This window comes from Streptomyces sp. NBC_00536 (assembly GCF_036346295.1).
Lineage (GTDB): Bacteria > Actinomycetota > Actinomycetes > Streptomycetales > Streptomycetaceae > Streptomyces.
The window spans coordinates 5978638-5997458 of record NZ_CP107819.1 but is presented as its reverse complement, the minus strand read 5'-3'; the positions used below and the strand labels follow the sequence as shown (position 1 = coordinate 5997458).

Sequence of the window (18821 nt, the reverse complement as noted above, 5' to 3'; positions counted from 1 at the left end):
ACCGGGTCCTGACTCCACGCGACCCGGCTCTCCAAGCCTGCCCAGTGTTTCACCCCCGCCGAACCAGGCCATAACACTTCGGCACCTTCGCACACGGTCCACACCCTGTGGGGGGAATACCCGACGACCGCACCGCACCGACCGCGAAGGTAAGTAACCTGGCACCCGATGTCCAACCGCGTCGGAGGAGACTTGTGATCACGGCACGGGCCGCTGCCAGCTTCGACCCCCTCGGGCGCTCGGTCGCCGCCGCCCGCGCCTTCGTCCGCGACACGCTCCAGGGCTGGGGCTTCGCGGACATCGTCGACGACGCGGTGGTGCTCACCAGCGAGCTGGTCACCAATGCCGTGGTGCACGCCGGAACCCGGGCCGAGGTCCTGTGCCTGCGCACCGAGGACGGCGTCCGGGTCGAGGTCGCCGACCGCTATCCGGAACGCGCCCTCCCGCTGGAGTACCCGGGAGAACGGCCCTACGCCGACCCGGACCGCGAGAGCGGCCGCGGCCTGATGCTGTGCGCCGCCCTCGCCACCCGCTGGGGCGTCGAGTACACGGCCACCCACAAACACGTGTGGTTCCGCCTCGACCTCCCGGACCGTCCGGTCGGTACCCGCTCCGCGGGCCCGGTCGTCCCCGACCAGCTGCTGCCCCTGGCCGACAGCCGGGTACGGGTCGCCGTCGTCCAGATCGACGCGGCCGACCAGGTCACCGCCTGGAACGAGGACGCCGAGCACATCTTCGGCCACGCCGCCGAGAAGGCCATCGGCCGTCCCCTCGCGGAACTGGCCGCCTGGCCGCAGACCCCCGGCACCGGAACCGGCATCGCCGAGGCCCTGCGCCTGTCCCGCTGGGAGGGCAGCTACGGCATCCGCGGCGCCGACGGCCGCGTCATCCCCGTCTACGCCTCCCACCTGCGCGTCCGCGACGCGCACGGCGAACCGTCCATCGTCTGCCTGCTCGTCCACGACGACGAGCGGGCCCTGCTCCAGACCCCCGTCCGGATCCCCGCCGACGGCGGCATGCTCACGGAACCGCGCGCCGCCGACCCCTTCGAGATCTTCATCGGCTCCCCCGCCCCCGACGACCTCGACGGCCTGCTCCAGCGCACCGTGGAACGCGCCCGCGACCTCCTCGACGCCGACTCCGCCTTCCTCCTGCTGGCCACCGACGACGAGACCGAACTGGAGGTACGGGCCACCACCGGCCTGCCCTCCACCCGCCAGCGCTTCGCCCGCGTCCCCGTCGAAGCCGGCACCAACCGGTACGGCTCCGCCCGGATGCCCGCGGTCCACGACGACCTGGCCGCCGTCCCCGGCGCCGTCCCGCTCCTCGAATCCACCGGCATGCGCTCCGCGATCACCGTCCCCCTCAAGGTCGAGGGCCGGCTCACCGGCTCCCTCGGCATCGCCGCCGAAGGCCCGGACCGCTACACCAACGAGGACGCCCTGCGCCTCCAGTTCGCCGCCGACCGGATCGCCCTGGCCGTCGAATCCGCCCGCCTCGGCGAACTGGAACGCCTGCGCCGCGGCTCGCTCTCCTTCCTCGTCGAAGCCTCCGACCTGCTCGCGGGCACCCTCGACCGGGACCAGACCCTGGCGCTGATGGCCCAGATGACCGTCCCGACCCTGGCCACCTGGTGCGCCGTCTACACCATCGCCGACCAGTCCTCGGACCCCTTCCTCTCCTTCGTCCTGCACGAGGACGAGGAGCGCATCGACGACCTCAAGATCCTGCTGTCCCGCGTCTCCCCGCCCGAGGCCCTGCGCGAGGCGGGCGCCCGCCCGTGGCCCGAGGCCTCCGTCGCGGTCGGCGGCGAGACCGTCGTCCTGCCCCTGATGGCCCGCAACCGGGTCATCGGCCTGCTCACCCTCGGCAAGCCCAGCGAGGAGCACTTCCGCCAGGAGATCCTCGAACTCGCCGAGGACCTCTCGCGCCGGGCCGCCCTCGCCCTCGACAACGCCCGGCTGTACTCCGAGCGCACCGCGATCAGCCGCTCCCTCCAGCGCAGCCTCCTGCCGCCCGGCTCCCCCGCCATCCCCGGCATGGAGGTCGAGGTCATCTACCGCGCGGCCGGCGAGGGCAATGAGGTGGGCGGCGACTTCTACGACGTCTTCCCGATCCGCGCCGGTGTGTACGGCTTCGCCATCGGCGACGTCTGCGGTACGGGCCCCGAGGCGGCGGCGGTCACCGGCCTGGCCCGGCACGCCCTGCGCCTGCTGGCCCGCGAGGGCCTCGGCGGCCCGGCCGTCCTGCAGCGGCTCAACGCGGCCATCCTGGACGAGGGCGCCCGCAGCCGCTTCCTCACCCTGCTCTACGGCGAGCTCCACCCGCAGCCGGACGGCGGCGCCCTGATGAAGGTCGTCTGCGCGGGCCACCCGCTCCCGCTCCGCCTGCGCCCGAACGGCGAGGTGGTCCCGGCCGCGGAACCGCAGCCCCTGCTCGGCGTGATCGAGGACCTCGACCTCTACGAACAGACCCTCACCCTGGACCCGGGCGACGTCCTGCTCTGCGTCACGGACGGCGTGACCGAACGCCGGGAGGGCACCAGGATGCTGGGCGACGACGGCCTCACCGAAGTCCTCACCACCTGCACCGGCCTCACCGCGGGCGCGGTCGCGGCCCGCGTCCTGCGCGCCGTGGAACGCTTCGCCGCCGAACCGGCCTCGGACGACATGGCCATCCTCGCCTTCCGCGTCCCCCACCAGCGCGAAAGCGACTGAGAACGCCGTCACCCCCTCTCGGCTCCTACTTCCGGGGCAGCAGCGACACGATCATGAACGACGGGGCCGCCATCTCCCAGGACCCGGGCTCGCTGCCCCGGGCGACGGCATCGGCGGCATCGTGAGCGGAGCCCGCGGCGGGCCGGGGGTTCGACGGGGAGGCGCCCTCTGCGGACAGGTCCGTCTTGGAGGCGTGGACGAGGTGTCGGAAGCGTTCGATGTTCATGAGTCCCATTGCGCCCCGAACGCCGACCCTGGTCACGGCCCGAAGATTCGGGGCTTGACAGGGGGACGGGAACCCCCTGGAACGCAAAAGGGCCCCCGCCAATGGCGGGGGCCTTCTTTGTTGGAGCCCTTTAACGGAATCGAACCGTTGACCTTCTCCTTACCATGGAGACGCTCTACCGACTGAGCTAAAAGGGCGGGTTGTTCGGCGGCGTCCTACTCTCCCACAGGGTCCCCCCTGCAGTACCATCGGCGCTGAAAGGCTTAGCTTCCGGGTTCGAAATGTAACCGGGCGTTTCCCTAACGCTATGACCACCGAAACACTATGAAGTTAACCAAACCGGATATGGCACAGTTCGTTACTTCAGAACTAACACAGTGGACGCGAGCAACTGAGGACAAGCCCTCGGCCTATTAGTACCAGTCAGCTCCACCCGTTACCGGGCTTCCACATCTGGCCTATCAACCCAGTCGTCTACTGGGAGCCTTACCCTCTCAAGGAGGTGGGAATACTCATCTTGAAGCAGGCTTCCCGCTTAGATGCTTTCAGCGGTTATCCCTCCCGAACGTAGCCAACCAGCCATGCCCTTGGCAGGACAACTGGCACACCAGAGGTTCGTCCGTCCCGGTCCTCTCGTACTAGGGACAGCCCTTCTCAATATTCCTACGCGCACAGCGGATAGGGACCGAACTGTCTCACGACGTTCTAAACCCAGCTCGCGTACCGCTTTAATGGGCGAACAGCCCAACCCTTGGGACCGACTCCAGCCCCAGGATGCGACGAGCCGACATCGAGGTGCCAAACCATCCCGTCGATATGGACTCTTGGGGAAGATCAGCCTGTTATCCCCGGGGTACCTTTTATCCGTTGAGCGACAGCGCTTCCACAAGCCACTGCCGGATCACTAGTCCCGACTTTCGTCCCTGCTCGACCCGTCGGTCTCACAGTCAAGCTCCCTTGTGCACTTACACTCAACACCTGATTGCCAACCAGGCTGAGGGAACCTTTGGGCGCCTCCGTTACTCTTTAGGAGGCAACCGCCCCAGTTAAACTACCCATCAGACACTGTCCCTGATCCGGATCACGGACCGAGGTTAGACATCCAGCACGACCAGAGTGGTATTTCAACGGCGACTCCACAACCACTGGCGTGGCTGCTTCAAAGTCTCCCACCTATCCTACACAAGCCGAACCGAACACCAATATCAAACTATAGTAAAGGTCCCGGGGTCTTTCCGTCCTGCTGCGCGAAACGAGCATCTTTACTCGTAGTGCAATTTCACCGGGCCTATGGTTGAGACAGTCGAGAAGTCGTTACGCCATTCGTGCAGGTCGGAACTTACCCGACAAGGAATTTCGCTACCTTAGGATGGTTATAGTTACCACCGCCGTTTACTGGCGCTTAAGTTCTCAGCTTCGCCACACCGAAATGTGACTAACCGGTCCCCTTAACGTTCCAGCACCGGGCAGGCGTCAGTCCGTATACATCGCCTTACGGCTTCGCACGGACCTGTGTTTTTAGTAAACAGTCGCTTCTCGCTGGTCTCTGCGGCCACCCCCAGCTCACGGAGTAAATCCGATCACCAGTGATGGCCCCCTTCTCCCGAAGTTACGGGGGCATTTTGCCGAGTTCCTTAACCATAGTTCACCCGAACGCCTCGGTATTCTCTACCTGACTACCTGAGTCGGTTTAGGGTACGGGCCGCCATGAAACTCGCTAGAGGCTTTTCTCGACAGCATAGGATCATCCACTTCACCACAATCGGCTCGGCATCAGGTCTCAGCCTTAATGTGTGACGGATTTGCCTATCACACGGCCTACACCCTTACCCCGGGACTACCACCGCCCGGGCTGGACTACCTTCCTGCGTCACCCCATCGCTTACCTACTACCACCTTGGATCAGCGGCTCCACCACTTTCCTTTCCCCGAAGGGTCCGGAACGGCTTCACGGCCTTAGCATTAATGGATTCGATATTGGGCGTTTCAAAGCGGGTACCGGAATATCAACCGGTTGTCCATCGACTACGCCTGTCGGCCTCGCCTTAGGTCCCGACTTACCCTGGGCAGATCAGCTTGACCCAGGAACCCTTAGTCAATCGGCGCACACGTTTCTCACGTGTGTATCGCTACTCATGCCTGCATTCTCACTCGTGAACCGTCCACAACTAGCTTCCGCTGCTGCTTCACCCGGCACACGACGCTCCCCTACCCATCACAGCGGGCGTTGGCCCTATTGCTGCAATGACACGACTTCGGCGGTACGCTTGAGCCCCGCTACATTGTCGGCGCGGAATCACTTGACCAGTGAGCTATTACGCACTCTTTCAAGGGTGGCTGCTTCTAAGCCAACCTCCTGGTTGTCTCTGCGACTCCACATCCTTTCCCACTTAGCGTACGCTTAGGGGCCTTAGTCGATGCTCTGGGCTGTTTCCCTCTCGACCATGGAGCTTATCCCCCACAGTCTCACTGCCACGCTCTCACTTACCGGCATTCGGAGTTTGGCTAAGGTCAGTAACCCGGTAGGGCCCATCGCCTATCCAGTGCTCTACCTCCGGCAAGAAACACGTGACGCTGCACCTAAATGCATTTCGGGGAGAACCAGCTATCACGGAGTTTGATTGGCCTTTCACCCCTAACCACAGGTCATCCCCCAGGTTTTCAACCCTGGTGGGTTCGGTCCTCCACGAAGTCTTACCTCCGCTTCAACCTGCCCATGGCTAGATCACTCCGCTTCGGGTCTAGAGCGTGCAACTCAATCGCCCTATTCGGACTCGCTTTCGCTACGGCTTCCCCACACGGGTTAACCTCGCTACACACCGCTAACTCGCAGGCTCATTCTTCAAAAGGCACGCAGTCACGACCCATTGAGTAAACTCAATGAGCGACGCTCCCACGGCTTGTAGGCACACGGTTTCAGGTACTATTTCACTCCGCTCCCGCGGTACTTTTCACCATTCCCTCACGGTACTATCCGCTATCGGTCACCAGGGAATATTTAGGCTTAGCGGGTGGTCCCGCCAGATTCACACGGGATTTCTCGGGCCCCGTGCTACTTGGGAGATTCTTAAGCAAGCCGCTGATGTTTCGTCTACGGGGGTCTTACCCTCTACGCCGGACCTTTCGCATGTCCTTCGACTACATCAACGGTTTCTGACTCGCCGACCGGCCGGCAGACCGATCAAAAGAATTCCCGCAACCCCGCATGCGCAACCCCTGCCGGGTATCACACGCATACGGTTTGGCCTGATCCGGTTTCGCTCGCCACTACTCCCGGAATCACGGTTGTTTTCTCTTCCTGCGGGTACTGAGATGTTTCACTTCCCCGCGTTCCCTCCACACTGCCTATGTGTTCAGCAGTGGGTGACAGCCCATGACGACTGCCGGGTTTCCCCATTCGGACACCCCCGGATCAAAGCTCAGTTGGCAGCTCCCCGGGGCCTATCGCGGCCTCTCACGTCCTTCATCGGTTCCTGGTGCCAAGGCATCCACCGTGCGCCCTTAAAAACTTGGCCTACAGATGCTCGCGTCCACTGTGTAGTTCTCAAGCAACGACCAGCCACCCATCACCCCACCAGACAAGCTGGCGAGTTCACTGGGGCCGGCATCGCAGAAAGCACAACCTCACGGCCGTACCTTCAGATACCCAACAACGTGCCAGGCACGACCACCCATCAGAATCTTCTTTCCACGCCGAAGCAGTACTTGAAGACCGTCAGGTCTGATCGCGCCAAATAATCAACGTTCCACCCATGAGCAACCGTGCGAGTCATTCGCTCGCAGTCGGCTATATGCTCCTTAGAAAGGAGGTGATCCAGCCGCACCTTCCGGTACGGCTACCTTGTTACGACTTCGTCCCAATCGCCAGTCCCACCTTCGACAGCTCCCTCCCTTACGGGTTGGGCCACCGGCTTCGGGTGTTACCGACTTTCGTGACGTGACGGGCGGTGTGTACAAGGCCCGGGAACGTATTCACCGCAGCAATGCTGATCTGCGATTACTAGCAACTCCGACTTCATGGGGTCGAGTTGCAGACCCCAATCCGAACTGAGACCGGCTTTTTGAGATTCGCTCCGCCTCGCGGCATCGCAGCTCATTGTACCGGCCATTGTAGCACGTGTGCAGCCCAAGACATAAGGGGCATGATGACTTGACGTCGTCCCCACCTTCCTCCGAGTTGACCCCGGCAGTCTCCTGTGAGTCCCCATCACCCCGAAGGGCATGCTGGCAACACAGAACAAGGGTTGCGCTCGTTGCGGGACTTAACCCAACATCTCACGACACGAGCTGACGACAGCCATGCACCACCTGTATACCGACCACAAGGGGGCGACCATCTCTGGCCGTTTCCGGTATATGTCAAGCCTTGGTAAGGTTCTTCGCGTTGCGTCGAATTAAGCCACATGCTCCGCTGCTTGTGCGGGCCCCCGTCAATTCCTTTGAGTTTTAGCCTTGCGGCCGTACTCCCCAGGCGGGGAACTTAATGCGTTAGCTGCGGCACCGACGACGTGGAATGTCGCCAACACCTAGTTCCCAACGTTTACGGCGTGGACTACCAGGGTATCTAATCCTGTTCGCTCCCCACGCTTTCGCTCCTCAGCGTCAGTAATGGCCCAGAGATCCGCCTTCGCCACCGGTGTTCCTCCTGATATCTGCGCATTTCACCGCTACACCAGGAATTCCGATCTCCCCTACCACACTCTAGCCTGCCCGTATCGAATGCAGACCCGGGGTTAAGCCCCGGGCTTTCACATCCGACGCGACAAGCCGCCTACGAGCTCTTTACGCCCAATAATTCCGGACAACGCTTGCGCCCTACGTATTACCGCGGCTGCTGGCACGTAGTTAGCCGGCGCTTCTTCTGCAGGTACCGTCACTTTCGCTTCTTCCCTGCTGAAAGAGGTTTACAACCCGAAGGCCGTCATCCCTCACGCGGCGTCGCTGCATCAGGCTTTCGCCCATTGTGCAATATTCCCCACTGCTGCCTCCCGTAGGAGTCTGGGCCGTGTCTCAGTCCCAGTGTGGCCGGTCGCCCTCTCAGGCCGGCTACCCGTCGTCGCCTTGGTAGGCCATTACCCCACCAACAAGCTGATAGGCCGCGGGCTCATCCTTCACCGCCGGAGCTTTTAACCCCCGCCCATGCAGGCAGGAGTGTTATCCGGTATTAGACCCCGTTTCCAGGGCTTGTCCCAGAGTGAAGGGCAGATTGCCCACGTGTTACTCACCCGTTCGCCACTAATCCACCCCGAAGGGCTTCATCGTTCGACTTGCATGTGTTAAGCACGCCGCCAGCGTTCGTCCTGAGCCAGGATCAAACTCTCCGTGAATGTTTACCCGTAATCGGGTGCCCACTCGCGTTGAGCGGGACAGTCATGCCGGAATATGGCCGACCGTCCACTGCGTCCTCGCTGTTGTGGTTGCCTGCAAGCACCCGAAGGCCTCACAGGTCTTTTTCAAAGGAACCTCATCCACCGAAGTGGACGGGGTATCAACTTCTGGCGTTGATTTTTGGCACGCTGTTGAGTTCTCAAGGAACGGACGCTTCCTTTGTACTCACCCGCAGTATCACTACTGGGGCTTTCCTCCGGGCTTCGTTCTTCGTTTCCGACTCTATCAGACTCTCTCGTGTCCGATTCCCGGTCGAAGCGGGTTCCGCTTTCCAGGTTTTCGCTTTCGCGTTTCCCTTTCCGGCGATTCCAACTCTACCAGATTCTCTTCCCGCTCCGTTTACCGGAGTTGAATTGGAATTCGGTGGCCGTTGGGGGCCTTTCCCTTTCGGGCGGTTCAGACCATATCAGGTTTCCCTGGGCTGTTTTACCCGCCCGCTCGCGGGTGCGCCCGGACACGTGAGTGCTCGGGGGTTCCTTCGAGGCGGGAGACGTAAACGTACTGGAGCGGGGCCCCCGGATGCAAATCCGGTTGCCCCGCTCCAGTGATGACGCTACGAGGTCGCTACGGAGAGCGTCAGACCTCGACCACGACGGGGAGGATCATCGGGCGGCGGCGGTAGCCGTCCGAGACCCACTTGCCCATGGTGCGGCGGATGAGCTGCTGGATCTGGTGCGGCTCCGCGACGCCGTCCGCGGCTGCGCGGGCGATGGACTCCTCGATCTTCGGCAGGACCGCGGCGAAGGCCGAGTCCTCGATGCCGGAGCCCCTGGCCTGGATGTTCGGGCCGCTCACGATCTTGCCGGTGGTGCTGTCCACCACGACATAGACCGAGATGATGCCCTCGTCGCCCAGGATGCGGCGGTCCTTGAGGGAGGCCTCGGTGACATCGCCGACCGAGAGGCCGTCGACGTACACGTAGCCGGCCTGGACCTTGCCGGTGATCTTGGCCTTGCCGTCGATGAGGTCGACGACCACGCCGTCCTCGGCGATGACGATGCGGTCCTTCGGGACACCCGTCAGCGCGCCCAGCTCGGCGTTGGCGCGCAGGTGGCGCCATTCGCCGTGGACCGGCATGAGGTTGCGCGGCTTGCAGATGTTGTAGAAGTACAGCAGCTCGCCGGCCGAGGCGTGGCCCGAGACGTGCACCTTGGCGTTGCCCTTGTGGACGACGTTGGCGCCCCAGCGGGTCAGGCCGTTGATCACGCGGTAGACCGCGTTCTCGTTGCCCGGGATCAGGGACGACGCCAGGATCACGGTGTCGCCCGGGACGATCCGGATCTGGTGGTCGCGGTTGGCCATGCGGGACAGCGCGGCCATCGGCTCGCCCTGCGAGCCGGTGCAGACCAGGACGACCTCGTGGGCCGGCAGGTCGTCGAGGGTCTTGACGTCGACGACGAGACCGGCCGGGACCTTCAGGTAGCCCAGGTCGCGGGCGATGCCCATGTTGCGGACCATCGAACGGCCGACGAAGGCGACCCGGCGGCCGTACTCGTGGGCGGCGTCGAGGATCTGCTGGATGCGGTGCACGTGGCTGGCGAAGCTCGCCACGATGATCCGGTTGTTGGCGTTCGCGAAAACCGTGCGCAGGACGCCCGAGATCTCGCGCTCGGGCGGCACGAAGCCGGGGACCTCGGCGTTCGTCGAGTCCGAGAGGAGGAGGTCGATGCCCTCTTCGCTCAGACGCGCGAAAGCGTGCAGGTCGGTGAGCCGGTTGTCCAGCGGGAGCTGGTCCATCTTGAAGTCACCGGTGCACACGACCATGCCGGCGCCGGTGCGGATGGCCACGGCCAGGGCGTCCGGGATGGAGTGGTTGACCGCGACGAATTCGCAGTCGAAGGGGCCGAGGTTCTCGCGCTCGCCTTCCTTCACCTCAAGGGTGTAGGGGCGGATGCGGTGCTCCTGGAGCTTCGCCTCGATGAGGGCCAGCGTCAGCTTGGAGCCGATCAGCGGGATGTCCGGCTTCTCCCGGAGGAGGTACGGGACGGCGCCGATGTGGTCCTCGTGGCCGTGCGTGAGGACGATGCCCTCGATGTCGTCGAGCCGGTCCCTGATGGACGAGAAGTCCGGCAGGATCAGGTCGATGCCCGGCTGCTCCTCTTCGGGGAAGAGGACGCCGCAGTCGACGATCAGCAGGCGACCGTCGAACTCGAAGACGGTCATGTTGCGGCCGATCTCGCCGAGACCGCCCAGGGGGGTGACCCGGAGGCCGCCCTTGGCGAGCTTCGGCGGCGGGCCGAGTTCAGGATGCGGATGGCTCAAAAGTATCTCCTCAACCACACGCGCCACGTACCTACGAAGGCACGTGGCGGGCATGTCATTCGTGCACTGGTGCACTTGCTGTGTGTCTTGTGGGTGTTGCTGGTACTGCGTATTCAGTTGTGAAGTCTGTGGTGTCCGGCGTCGGGGCCGGTGTCAGAGCTGTACCCCGCCGGCGGCAAGATCGATCTTGAGCTGGGCCGTCTCTTCGGCGGTCAGCTCGATCAGCGGCAGTCGCAGCGGGCCCGCGGGCAGGCCCTGGAGGTGCAGTGCGCCCTTGGTGGTGATGACGCCCTGCGTGCGGAACATGCCGGTGAAGACCGGGAGCAGCTTCTGGTGGATCTCGGTCGCCTTCTGCACGTCGCCGCCGAGGTAGGCCTCCAGCATGGAGCGCAGCTCGGGGGTGACCACGTGGCTCACGACGGAGACGAAACCGGCCGCGCCCACGGACAGCAGGGGCAGGTTCAGCATGTCGTCGCCGGAGTACCAGGCCAGGCCGCTCTGTGCGATGGCCCAGCTGGCTTGGCCCAGGTCACCCTTGGCGTCCTTGTTGGCGACGATACGCGGGTGCTCGGCGAGACGCACGATGGTTTCGGTGTTGATCGGGACACCACTGCGGCCGGGGATGTCGTAGAGCATGACCGGCAGCCCGGTGGCGTCCGCGATCGCCGTGAAGTGCCGGTAGAGGCCTTCCTGCGGCGGCTTGCTGTAGTACGGGGTGACCGCGAGCAGGCCGTGGGCGCCGGTGCGCTCGGCCTGGCGGGCCAGCTCAAGGGTGTGGGCGGTGTCGTTGGTGCCGATGCCGGCGACCACGTGCGCGCGGTCCCCGACCGCTTCGAGAACGGCTCGTACGAGGTCGTTTTTCTCCGCGTCGGTGGTGGTCGGGGACTCACCGGTGGTCCCGTTGATGATCAGGCCGTCGTTGCCTGCGTCCACCAGGTGGACGGCGAGCTGCTGCGCGCCGTCGAGGTCGAGTGCGCCATCCGCCGTGAACGGCGTGATCATGGCGGTGAGGACCCGCCCGAAGGGGGTCTGCGGAGTCGAGATCGGAGCCATGGGTAACACGCTACTCGCTGCCACGCTCGCGGTGTCCCCTCGGGGGACGTCAACAGGGGGGTGCCGACCCCGGAAGGCCGGATGGTGGCCGGATGGTGTTGGATCCCGGCACTGCCTGCTCGGGGGTTCAAGCAGTGCCGGGTCCGTTTGATCAGCCTAGATGAACTTTACGAAACGTCGCAATACGGACACTTCGGTCAAGACTCCGTACATGCGTACGTCCCGGGCGGCGCACGGGATTCCGGTGTTACGGAGCCACACGGCCGTTGGTGTTGAAGGCCGCGTGGGTCAGCGGCATCAGCGACGCCCAGTGCTGTTCCATCTTCTCGCCGACCATCTCGATCTCCCGCTGCGGGAAGGACGGGACCGTCGCCAGCTCGTGCTGGGTGCGCAGGCCGAGGAAGTGCATGAGCGAGCGGGCGTTGCACGTGGCGTACATGGAGGAGAAGAGCCCCACCGGCAGCACCGCGCGGGCCACCTCGCGGGCGACGCCCGCCGCGAGCATCTCCCGGTAGGCCTCGTACGCCTGACGGTACGAGTCCTCCATGACGCGGCCCGTCAGCTCCTGCTGGTCGGCCGTGCCGTCGACGAAGACGTACTTGCCGGGGCGGCCCTCCTGGACGAGCTTGCGCTCGGCGTCCGGGACGTAGAAGACCGGCTCCAGCTCCCTGTAGCGGCCCGATTCCTCGTTGTAGGACCAGCCCACGCGGTGCCGCATGAACTCGCGGAACACGAAGATCGGGGCGCTGATGAAGAACGTCATCGAGTTGTGCTCGAAGGGGCTGCCGTGGCGGTCCCGCATCAGGTAGTTGATCAGGCCCTTGGACCGCTCGGGGTCCTTCTGGAGCTCCTCCAGGGACTGCTCGCCGGCCGTGGAGACCCGCGCCGCCCACAGCACGTCGGAGTCGGCGGCGGAGTGCTTCACCAACTCCACCGTGACGTCACTGCGGAAGCTGGGTTTCAGTTCTGAAGCGGCGGTCTCGCTCACCGGGGGTCCTTCCAAAGGGCATCGCTTGGGGCGCGACCACTCTACGGCGCCCGGCGGCGGTCCCCGGACAAGGCGCAGACCGTTCCACAACTGACTCCCAGCCATAAAGTTCCGCTAAATTGCCGAAATCCGGCACCGTTTCGCCCCGCCGAGCGTCCTTACAGGTAGTGGCGACCACCCAGCTCGCCGCCCGGCCCCAAGGGCCCGATCGTGAGGAGAGCCGCCCCTATGTTCCGCCGGCGCGAACCCGTCCCGTTTGCCTTCGTCGCCGAGGCCGACCGTTTCCGCAGCAACGTCACCCCGCCGCCACGCGAGAGTCTCGGTTTCGGGCAGATCGCCGCCCGTAGTCTGGTCGGACTGACCGTGGTGGCGGGGCTCGTCGGCTCGCTGCTCTTCGGCATGCCCGCACTGCAGCCGCACAAGGCACCCGAGAAGACCCAGCAGTCCGAGGCCTCCGAAGGGCGTTGAGCCGTCCCGACCCGTCCGGCCCCCCTGAGGTGGTCGGCCGAGACCGGACTGGGTAGCCTCACCGGCACTGCCCTACCGAACGTGCATGTGAGTGAGGATCAGCCGTGCCCCTGCCCTTCCTGACGGCCGAACACCTCGACGGCGAGGACGACGCCGACGCGGCGCTCCCCCACGACGATCCCGACCGCTGGCGGCGGCCCTACCGGCCCGGCCCCTGGCGGGTGGCCATCGCGGCCCTGCTGCTCCTGGTGTCCTCGTTCATGCTGCTCGCGACGATGATCATCGCGTTCGCGGGCGCGTGGGCCGGGGCCGCCGTCTGTGCCGCCGCCGCGCTCGCGGTCATCGGGACCTCGCTGCGGATGCTGCGCGCGGGCGTCTGGGTGAGCCGTACGGGGCTGCGCCGGGTGTCGTTCTTCTCGACCCGCTCCATCCCCTGGTCCGAGGTCGGCGAGGTCCGCACGGTGCAGCAGCCGGTGCGCTGGCTGGGCCTGCCCCGCACGGTGCAGGGCCAGGCGCTGACCGTGGCCGCGCGTGACGGGGCCACGGCTCCGGACCCGGTGCTGCTCACCGACCACAGCGCGGACTTCCTGGCCCGGAGCGAGGCCTTCGACCGCGCCGCGGGCGTCCTCGAGGCCTGGGCCGAGGAGTACCGGTCCGTCCCGGTGGGCTGAGCCCCCGGCACCGGACACGCACCACCACGCACGGGAGGCCGTACAGGGATCAGACCTGTACGGCCTTTCCGTCGTGCAGGGCGATCGCCCGCTGCATGGCCTTGCGGGCCCGCGGGGTGTCGCGGGCGTCGCGGTAGGCGACGGCCAGGCGGAACCAGTTGCGCCAGTCCCCCGGGCCGTCCTCGGTCTCGGCCTTGCGGCGCGCGAAGACCTCGTCGGCCGAGTCCCGCAGGATCCGGCCGTACTCGTCCCGCTCCAGTTCGTCCACGGGCAGCCCGCCCTCGGCCTCCAGCTCGCCGGCGAGCTGGTTGGCCCGGGTGACGAACCGGGTGTTCTTCCACAGGAACCACACGCCGACCACGGGCATGGCCAGCACCGACAGCCCGAGGGGGACGGTGATCCAGGTGCCCATGCCCAGCAGGGTGATGCCCTGGCGGCCGGCCAGGACGAAGTAGAAGACGAGGACGGCGGCCGTGATGACGTAGATGATCTTCGCGCGCATAAGGAGTACCACTGCCTGCTCAGCCGAGGTCGAGGAAGTGTTCCAGGCCGAAGGTGAGGCCCGGGGTCTGCGTCACGCGGCGCGCGCCGAGCAGGATGCCCGGCATGAAGCTGCTGTGGTGCAGGGAATCGTGACGCAGGGTCAGGGTCTCGCCCTGGCCGCCGAGCAGCACCTCCTGGTGGGCGAGGAGGCCCGCCAGGCGGATCGCGTGCACGCGTACGCCGTCCACGTCGGCGCCGCGGGCGCCGTCGAGCGCGGTGACCGTGGCGTCGGGCTGCGGGGCGCACCCGGCCTCGGCGCGGGCCGCCGCGATCAGCTGCGCCGTGCGGGTCGCCGTACCGGAGGGGGCGTCGACCTTGTTCGGGTGGTGCAGCTCGATGACCTCGACGGACTCGAAGTAGCGGGCCGCCTGGGCCGCGAACTTCATGGTGAGCACGGCGCCGATGGAGAAGTTCGGTGCGATGAGCACACCGGTCTGCGGCGAACCGGAGAGCCAGGTGTTCAGCTGCGCGAGGCGGTCCTCGGTCCAGCCGGTGGTGCCGACGACCGCGTGCATGCCGTGGCGCACGCAGAAGTCGAGGTTGCCCATGACGGACGCGGGGGTGGTCAGCTCGACCACGACCTCGGCGCCGGCCTCGGCCAGCGTCTCCAGCTTGTCCCCGCGGCTGAGGGCGGCGACCAGTTCCATGTCCTCGGCGGCCTCGACGGCCCGTACCGCCTCGGCGCCGATCCGGCCCTTGGCTCCGAGGACTGCCACGCGCAGCTTGCTCATGTCTTTCGCTTCCTTACGTCCGTACGTCCGTGACGTCTACCTTGCTACGCGACCGCTTCGTCGAGGCGGGCGGCCTGCTTCTCCTTCAGCGGGCCGATCACCGACAGCGACGGCCGCTGGGCCAGTACATCCCTGGCGACCGCCCGGACGTCGTCCGGGGTCACCTCGCCGATCCGGGCCAGCATGTCGGAGACCGACATCTGCGTGCCCCAGCACAGCTCGCTCTTGCCGATGCGGTTCATCAGGGCGCCGGTGTCCTCCAGGCCGAGGACCGTGGAGCCGGAGAGCTGCCCGATGGCGCGGCGGATCTCCTCGTCGGTGAGCCCCTCGGTGGCGACCTTGTCCAGCTCGTCCCGGCAGATCCGCAGGACGTCGTGGACCTGGCTGGGGCGGCAGCCCGCGTAGACCCCGAAGAGGCCGGTGTCGGCGAAGCCGGAGGTGTACGAGTACACGCTGTAGGCCAGGCCGCGCTTCTCGCGGACCTCCTGGAAGAGGCGGGAGGACATCCCGCCGCCCAGGGCGGTGTTCAGCACGCCCAGCGCCCAGCGGCGCTCGTCGGTGCGGGCCAGGCCGGGCATCCCGAGGACCACGTGGGCCTGCTCGGTCTTGCGGTTGACCAGCTCGACCTGCCCGGCGACGCGGATCCGGCGGGTGCCGGTGCGCGGGCCGATGGGCTCCTGGCCGGTGCCGTCGAATCCGGCGCGCTCGAAGGCGGTGCGGACCTGGCGGACGACCTTGGAGTGGTCGACGTTGCCCGCGGCGGCCACGACCAGGTGCGTCGGGTCGTAGTGCTTCTTGTAGAAGCGGCGGATCCGGTCGGCGGTCAGCGCGTTGATCGTGTCGACGGTGCCGAGGACGGGGCGGCCCAGCGGGGTGTCACCGAGCATGGTGTGCGCGAACAGGTCGTGCACGCAGTCGCCCGGGTCGTCCTCGGTCATCGCGATCTCTTCGAGGATGACGCCGCGCTCCGCGTCGACGTCCTCCTCGCGGATCAGCGAGCCGGTCAGCATGTCGCACACCGTGTCGATGGCGAGCGGCAGGTCCGTGTCGAGCACCCGTGCGTAGTAGCAGGTGTACTCCTTCGCCGTGAAGGCGTTCATCTCCCCGCCGACCGCGTCGATCGCGGAGGAGATGTCGAGGGCGCTGCGCTTCTTGGTGCCCTTGAAGAGGAGGTGCTCCAGGTAGTGCGTGGCGCCGTTCAGCGTGGGGGTCTCGTCGCGGGATCCGACGTGGGCCCAGATGCCGAAGGTCGCCGAGCGCACGGACGGCAGCGTCTCGGTGACGATGCGCAGACCGTTGGGCAGGGTCGTGCGGCGGACCGTGCCGATCCCGTTCTCGCCCGGGAGCAGGGTTTGGGTACGGGCGACGGCCCGCACCTCGGAAGAGGTGCGGGCCGTCACTCGGGAACTACGCGACATCACTTGTCGGAGTCGTCCTTGTCAGCGTCGGCGTCGGCCGCTTCGCCGTCGATCACGGGGATCAGCGAGAGCTTGCCGCGGGAGTCGATCTCGGCGATCTCGACCTGGACCTTGGTGCCGACCGCGAGCACGTCCTCGACGTTCTCCACGCGCTTGCCACCGGCGAGCTTGCGGATCTGCGAGATGTGCAGGAGGCCGTCCTTGCCGGGCATGAGGGAGACGAAGGCACCGAAGGTGGTGGTCTTGACGACCGTACCCAGGTAGCGCTCGCCGACCTCCGGCATGGTCGGGTTGGCGATCTGGTTGATCGTGGCGCGGGCGGCCTCGGCGGCCGGACCGTCGGAGGCACCGATGTAGATGGTGCCGTCGTCCTCGATCGTGATCTCGGCGCCGGTGTCCTCCTGGATCTGGTTGATCATCTTGCCCTTGGGGCCGATGACCTCACCGATCTTGTCCACGGGGATCTTGACCGTGATGATCCGCGGGGCGTTGGGGGACATCTCGTCCGGCGTGTCGATCGCTTCCATCATCACGTCGAGGATGTGGAGGCGGGCGTCGCGGGCCTGGGTGAGGGCCGCGGCCAGGACGGAGGCCGGGATGCCGTCCAGCTTGGTGTCCAGCTGGAGGGCGGTCACGAACTCCTTGGTGCCGGCGACCTTGAAGTCCATGTCGCCGAAGGCGTCCTCCGCACCGAGGATGTCGGTGAGGGCGACGTAGTGCGTCTTGCCGTCGATCTCCTGGGAGATCAGACCCATGGCGATACCGGCGACGGGGGCCTTGAGGGGCACACCGGCGTTCAGCAGCGACATGGTGGAGGCGCAGACCGAGCCCATGGACGTCGAGCCGTTGGAGCCGAGGGCCTCGGACACCTGACGGATCGCGTAGGGGAACTCCTCGCGGGTCGGCAGGACCGGCACGATCGCGCGCTCGGCGAGCGCGCCGTGGCCGATCTCGCGGCGCTTGGGCGAACCCACGCGGCCCGTCTCGCCGACCGAGTACGGCGGGAAGTTGTAGTTGTGCATGTAGCGCTTGCGGGTCACCGGGGAGAGGGTGTCCAGCTGCTGCTCCATGCGGAGCATGTTGAGGGTGGTGACGCCCAGGATCTGGGTCTCGCCACGCTCGAACAGCGCCGAGCCGTGCACGCGCGGGATGGCCTCGACCTCGGCGGCGAGGGTACGGATGTCCGTGAGCCCGCGGCCGTCGATGCGGACCTTGTCCTTGATGACGCGCTCGCGGACCAGGGCCTTGGTCAGGCTGCGGTACGCGCCGGAGATCTCCTTCTCGCGGCCTTCGAAGGCCGGGAGGAGCTTCGCGGCGGCGATCTCCTTGATGCGGTCCAGCTCGGCCTCGCGGTCCTGCTTGCCCGCGATGGTCAGCGCCTTCGTGAGGTCGCCCTTGACCGCGGCCGAGAGGGCCTCGTAGACGTCGTCCTGGTAGTCCAGGAAGACCGGGAAGTCACCGGTGGGCTTGGCGGCCTTCGACGCGAGGTCGGCCTGCGCCTTGCAGAGGACCTTGATGAAGGGCTTCGCGGCGTCCAGACCGGCGGCGACGATCTCCTCGGTGGGGGCCTCGGCGCCGTCCTTGACCAGGGCGATGGTCTTCTCGGTGGCCTCGGCCTCGACCATCATGATCGCGACGTCACCGTCGTCGAGCACGCGACCGGCGACGACCATGTCGAAGACGGCGTCCTCGAGCTCGGTGTGCGTCGGGAAGGCGACCCACTGGCCACGGATCAGCGCGACGCGGACGCCGCCGATCGGGCCGGAGAAGGGCAGACCGGCCAGCTGGGTGGACGCGGACGCGGCGTTGATCGCGATGACGTCGTACAGGTGGTCCGGGTTGAGCGCCATGATCGTGGCGACGACCTGGATCTCGTTGCGCAGGCCCTTCTTGAAGGACGGGCGCAGCGGGCGGTCGATCAGGCGGCAGGTGAGGATCGCGTCCTCGGAGGGCCGGCCCTCACGACGGAAGAAGGAGCCGGGGATCTTGCCGGCCGCGTACTGCCGCTCCTCGACGTCCACCGTCAGGGGGAAGAAGTCGAGCTGGTCCTTGGGCTTCTTCGACGCGGTGGTGGCGGACAGCACCATCGTGTCGTCGTCCAGGTAGGCAACGGCGGAGCCGGCGGCCTGGCGGGCCAGACGGCCCGTCTCGAAGCGGATGGTGCGGGTGCCGAAGGAACCGTTGTCAATGACGGCCTCGGCGTAGTGGGTCTCGTTCTCCACTAGCGTTTTCTCCATTTTCGTCGTCTCCCGTCCTCCGCCCGTGTGGCGGGGGACGGTTTTCGGAGAAGCGCTCCTGGCGTGCGGGCCGGTCTTCGATCGAAGCATCCGGTGCGGGGCCCGGCGTACGGACCTTC

Annotated in this window: 11 protein-coding genes, 1 tRNA gene and 3 rRNA genes; 3 read left to right on the top strand and 12 right to left on the bottom strand. The window is 66.1% G+C overall.

The window, feature by feature from the left end; genetic code table 11:
* Positions 1 to 158: 158 nt before the first annotated feature.
* Entirely contained in the window at positions 159 to 2717 is a 2559-nt protein-coding gene (locus OHS33_RS26800) for a SpoIIE family protein phosphatase (RefSeq protein ID WP_443065470.1), read from the top strand.
* A gap of 25 nt (positions 2718 to 2742) precedes the next feature.
* Here the strand turns inward: OHS33_RS26800 and OHS33_RS26795 are convergent, their stop codons facing one another.
* The 8 genes from OHS33_RS26795 to thyX form a co-directional block, all read right to left on the bottom strand.
* Positions 2743 to 2943 (bottom strand): hypothetical protein, encoded by a 201-nt coding sequence (locus OHS33_RS26795; RefSeq protein WP_330332956.1) that lies wholly within the window; start codon positions 2941 to 2943, stop codon positions 2743 to 2745.
* 121 nt (positions 2944 to 3064) lie between these two features.
* Positions 3065 to 3140 (bottom strand) — tRNA-Thr (locus OHS33_RS26790).
* A gap of 5 nt (positions 3141 to 3145) precedes the next feature.
* Positions 3146 to 3262 (bottom strand): 5S ribosomal RNA (gene rrf, locus OHS33_RS26785).
* A gap of 74 nt (positions 3263 to 3336) precedes the next feature.
* Positions 3337 to 6458: ribosomal RNA gene (locus OHS33_RS26780) — 23S ribosomal RNA — on the bottom strand.
* Positions 6459 to 6745: 287 nt separating this feature from the next.
* Positions 6746 to 8270: ribosomal RNA gene (locus OHS33_RS26775) — 16S ribosomal RNA — on the bottom strand.
* The 16S, 23S and 5S rRNA genes sit together here with 1 tRNA gene alongside, the layout of an rRNA operon.
* A gap of 637 nt (positions 8271 to 8907) precedes the next feature.
* On the bottom strand, positions 8908 to 10593 hold the full coding sequence (locus tag OHS33_RS26770) for a ribonuclease J (RefSeq protein ID WP_330332955.1): 1686 nt from the start codon (positions 10591 to 10593) through the stop codon (positions 8908 to 8910).
* Positions 10594 to 10746: 153 nt separating this feature from the next.
* Positions 10747 to 11646: a 4-hydroxy-tetrahydrodipicolinate synthase gene (gene dapA, locus OHS33_RS26765; RefSeq protein WP_330332954.1), complete on the bottom strand. Its 900-nt coding sequence runs from the start codon at positions 11644 to 11646 to the stop codon at positions 10747 to 10749.
* 247 nt (positions 11647 to 11893) lie between these two features.
* Entirely contained in the window at positions 11894 to 12634 is a 741-nt protein-coding gene (gene thyX / locus OHS33_RS26760) for an FAD-dependent thymidylate synthase (protein WP_330332953.1), read from the bottom strand.
* A 228-nt stretch (positions 12635 to 12862) separates the two neighbouring features.
* Here thyX and OHS33_RS26755 point away from each other — a divergent pair, with 228 nt between their 5' ends.
* Both OHS33_RS26755 and OHS33_RS26750 read left to right on the top strand, forming a co-directional pair.
* The gene (locus OHS33_RS26755) at positions 12863 to 13102 is read left to right on the top strand and encodes a hypothetical protein (RefSeq protein ID WP_330332952.1); all 240 of its coding nucleotides are present in this window, start codon (positions 12863 to 12865) and stop codon (positions 13100 to 13102) included.
* Between the two features lie 104 nt (positions 13103 to 13206).
* Positions 13207 to 13773, top strand: a complete 567-nt coding sequence (locus tag OHS33_RS26750; protein ID WP_330332951.1) for a PH domain-containing protein — start codon at positions 13207 to 13209, stop codon at positions 13771 to 13773.
* Between the two features lie 49 nt (positions 13774 to 13822).
* On the opposite strand, the gene OHS33_RS26745 is transcribed toward OHS33_RS26750, so the two are convergent.
* From OHS33_RS26745 to OHS33_RS26730, 4 genes are read right to left on the bottom strand one after another with little or no spacing between them, the layout of a single operon-like run.
* On the bottom strand, positions 13823 to 14275 hold the full coding sequence (locus tag OHS33_RS26745; RefSeq protein ID WP_330332950.1) for a hypothetical protein: 453 nt from the start codon (positions 14273 to 14275) through the stop codon (positions 13823 to 13825).
* Positions 14276 to 14294: 19 nt separating this feature from the next.
* Positions 14295 to 15047, bottom strand: a complete 753-nt coding sequence (dapB, locus tag OHS33_RS26740) for a 4-hydroxy-tetrahydrodipicolinate reductase (RefSeq protein WP_330332949.1) — start codon at positions 15045 to 15047, stop codon at positions 14295 to 14297.
* A gap of 44 nt (positions 15048 to 15091) precedes the next feature.
* Positions 15092 to 16468: a M16 family metallopeptidase gene (locus tag OHS33_RS26735; protein WP_330332948.1), complete on the bottom strand. Its 1377-nt coding sequence runs from the start codon at positions 16466 to 16468 to the stop codon at positions 15092 to 15094.
* Entirely contained in the window at positions 16465 to 18687 is a 2223-nt protein-coding gene (locus OHS33_RS26730) for a polyribonucleotide nucleotidyltransferase (RefSeq protein WP_330335217.1), read from the bottom strand. Before OHS33_RS26730 ends, OHS33_RS26735 begins: the two co-directional genes overlap by 4 nt.
* Positions 18688 to 18821 lie beyond the last annotated feature (134 nt).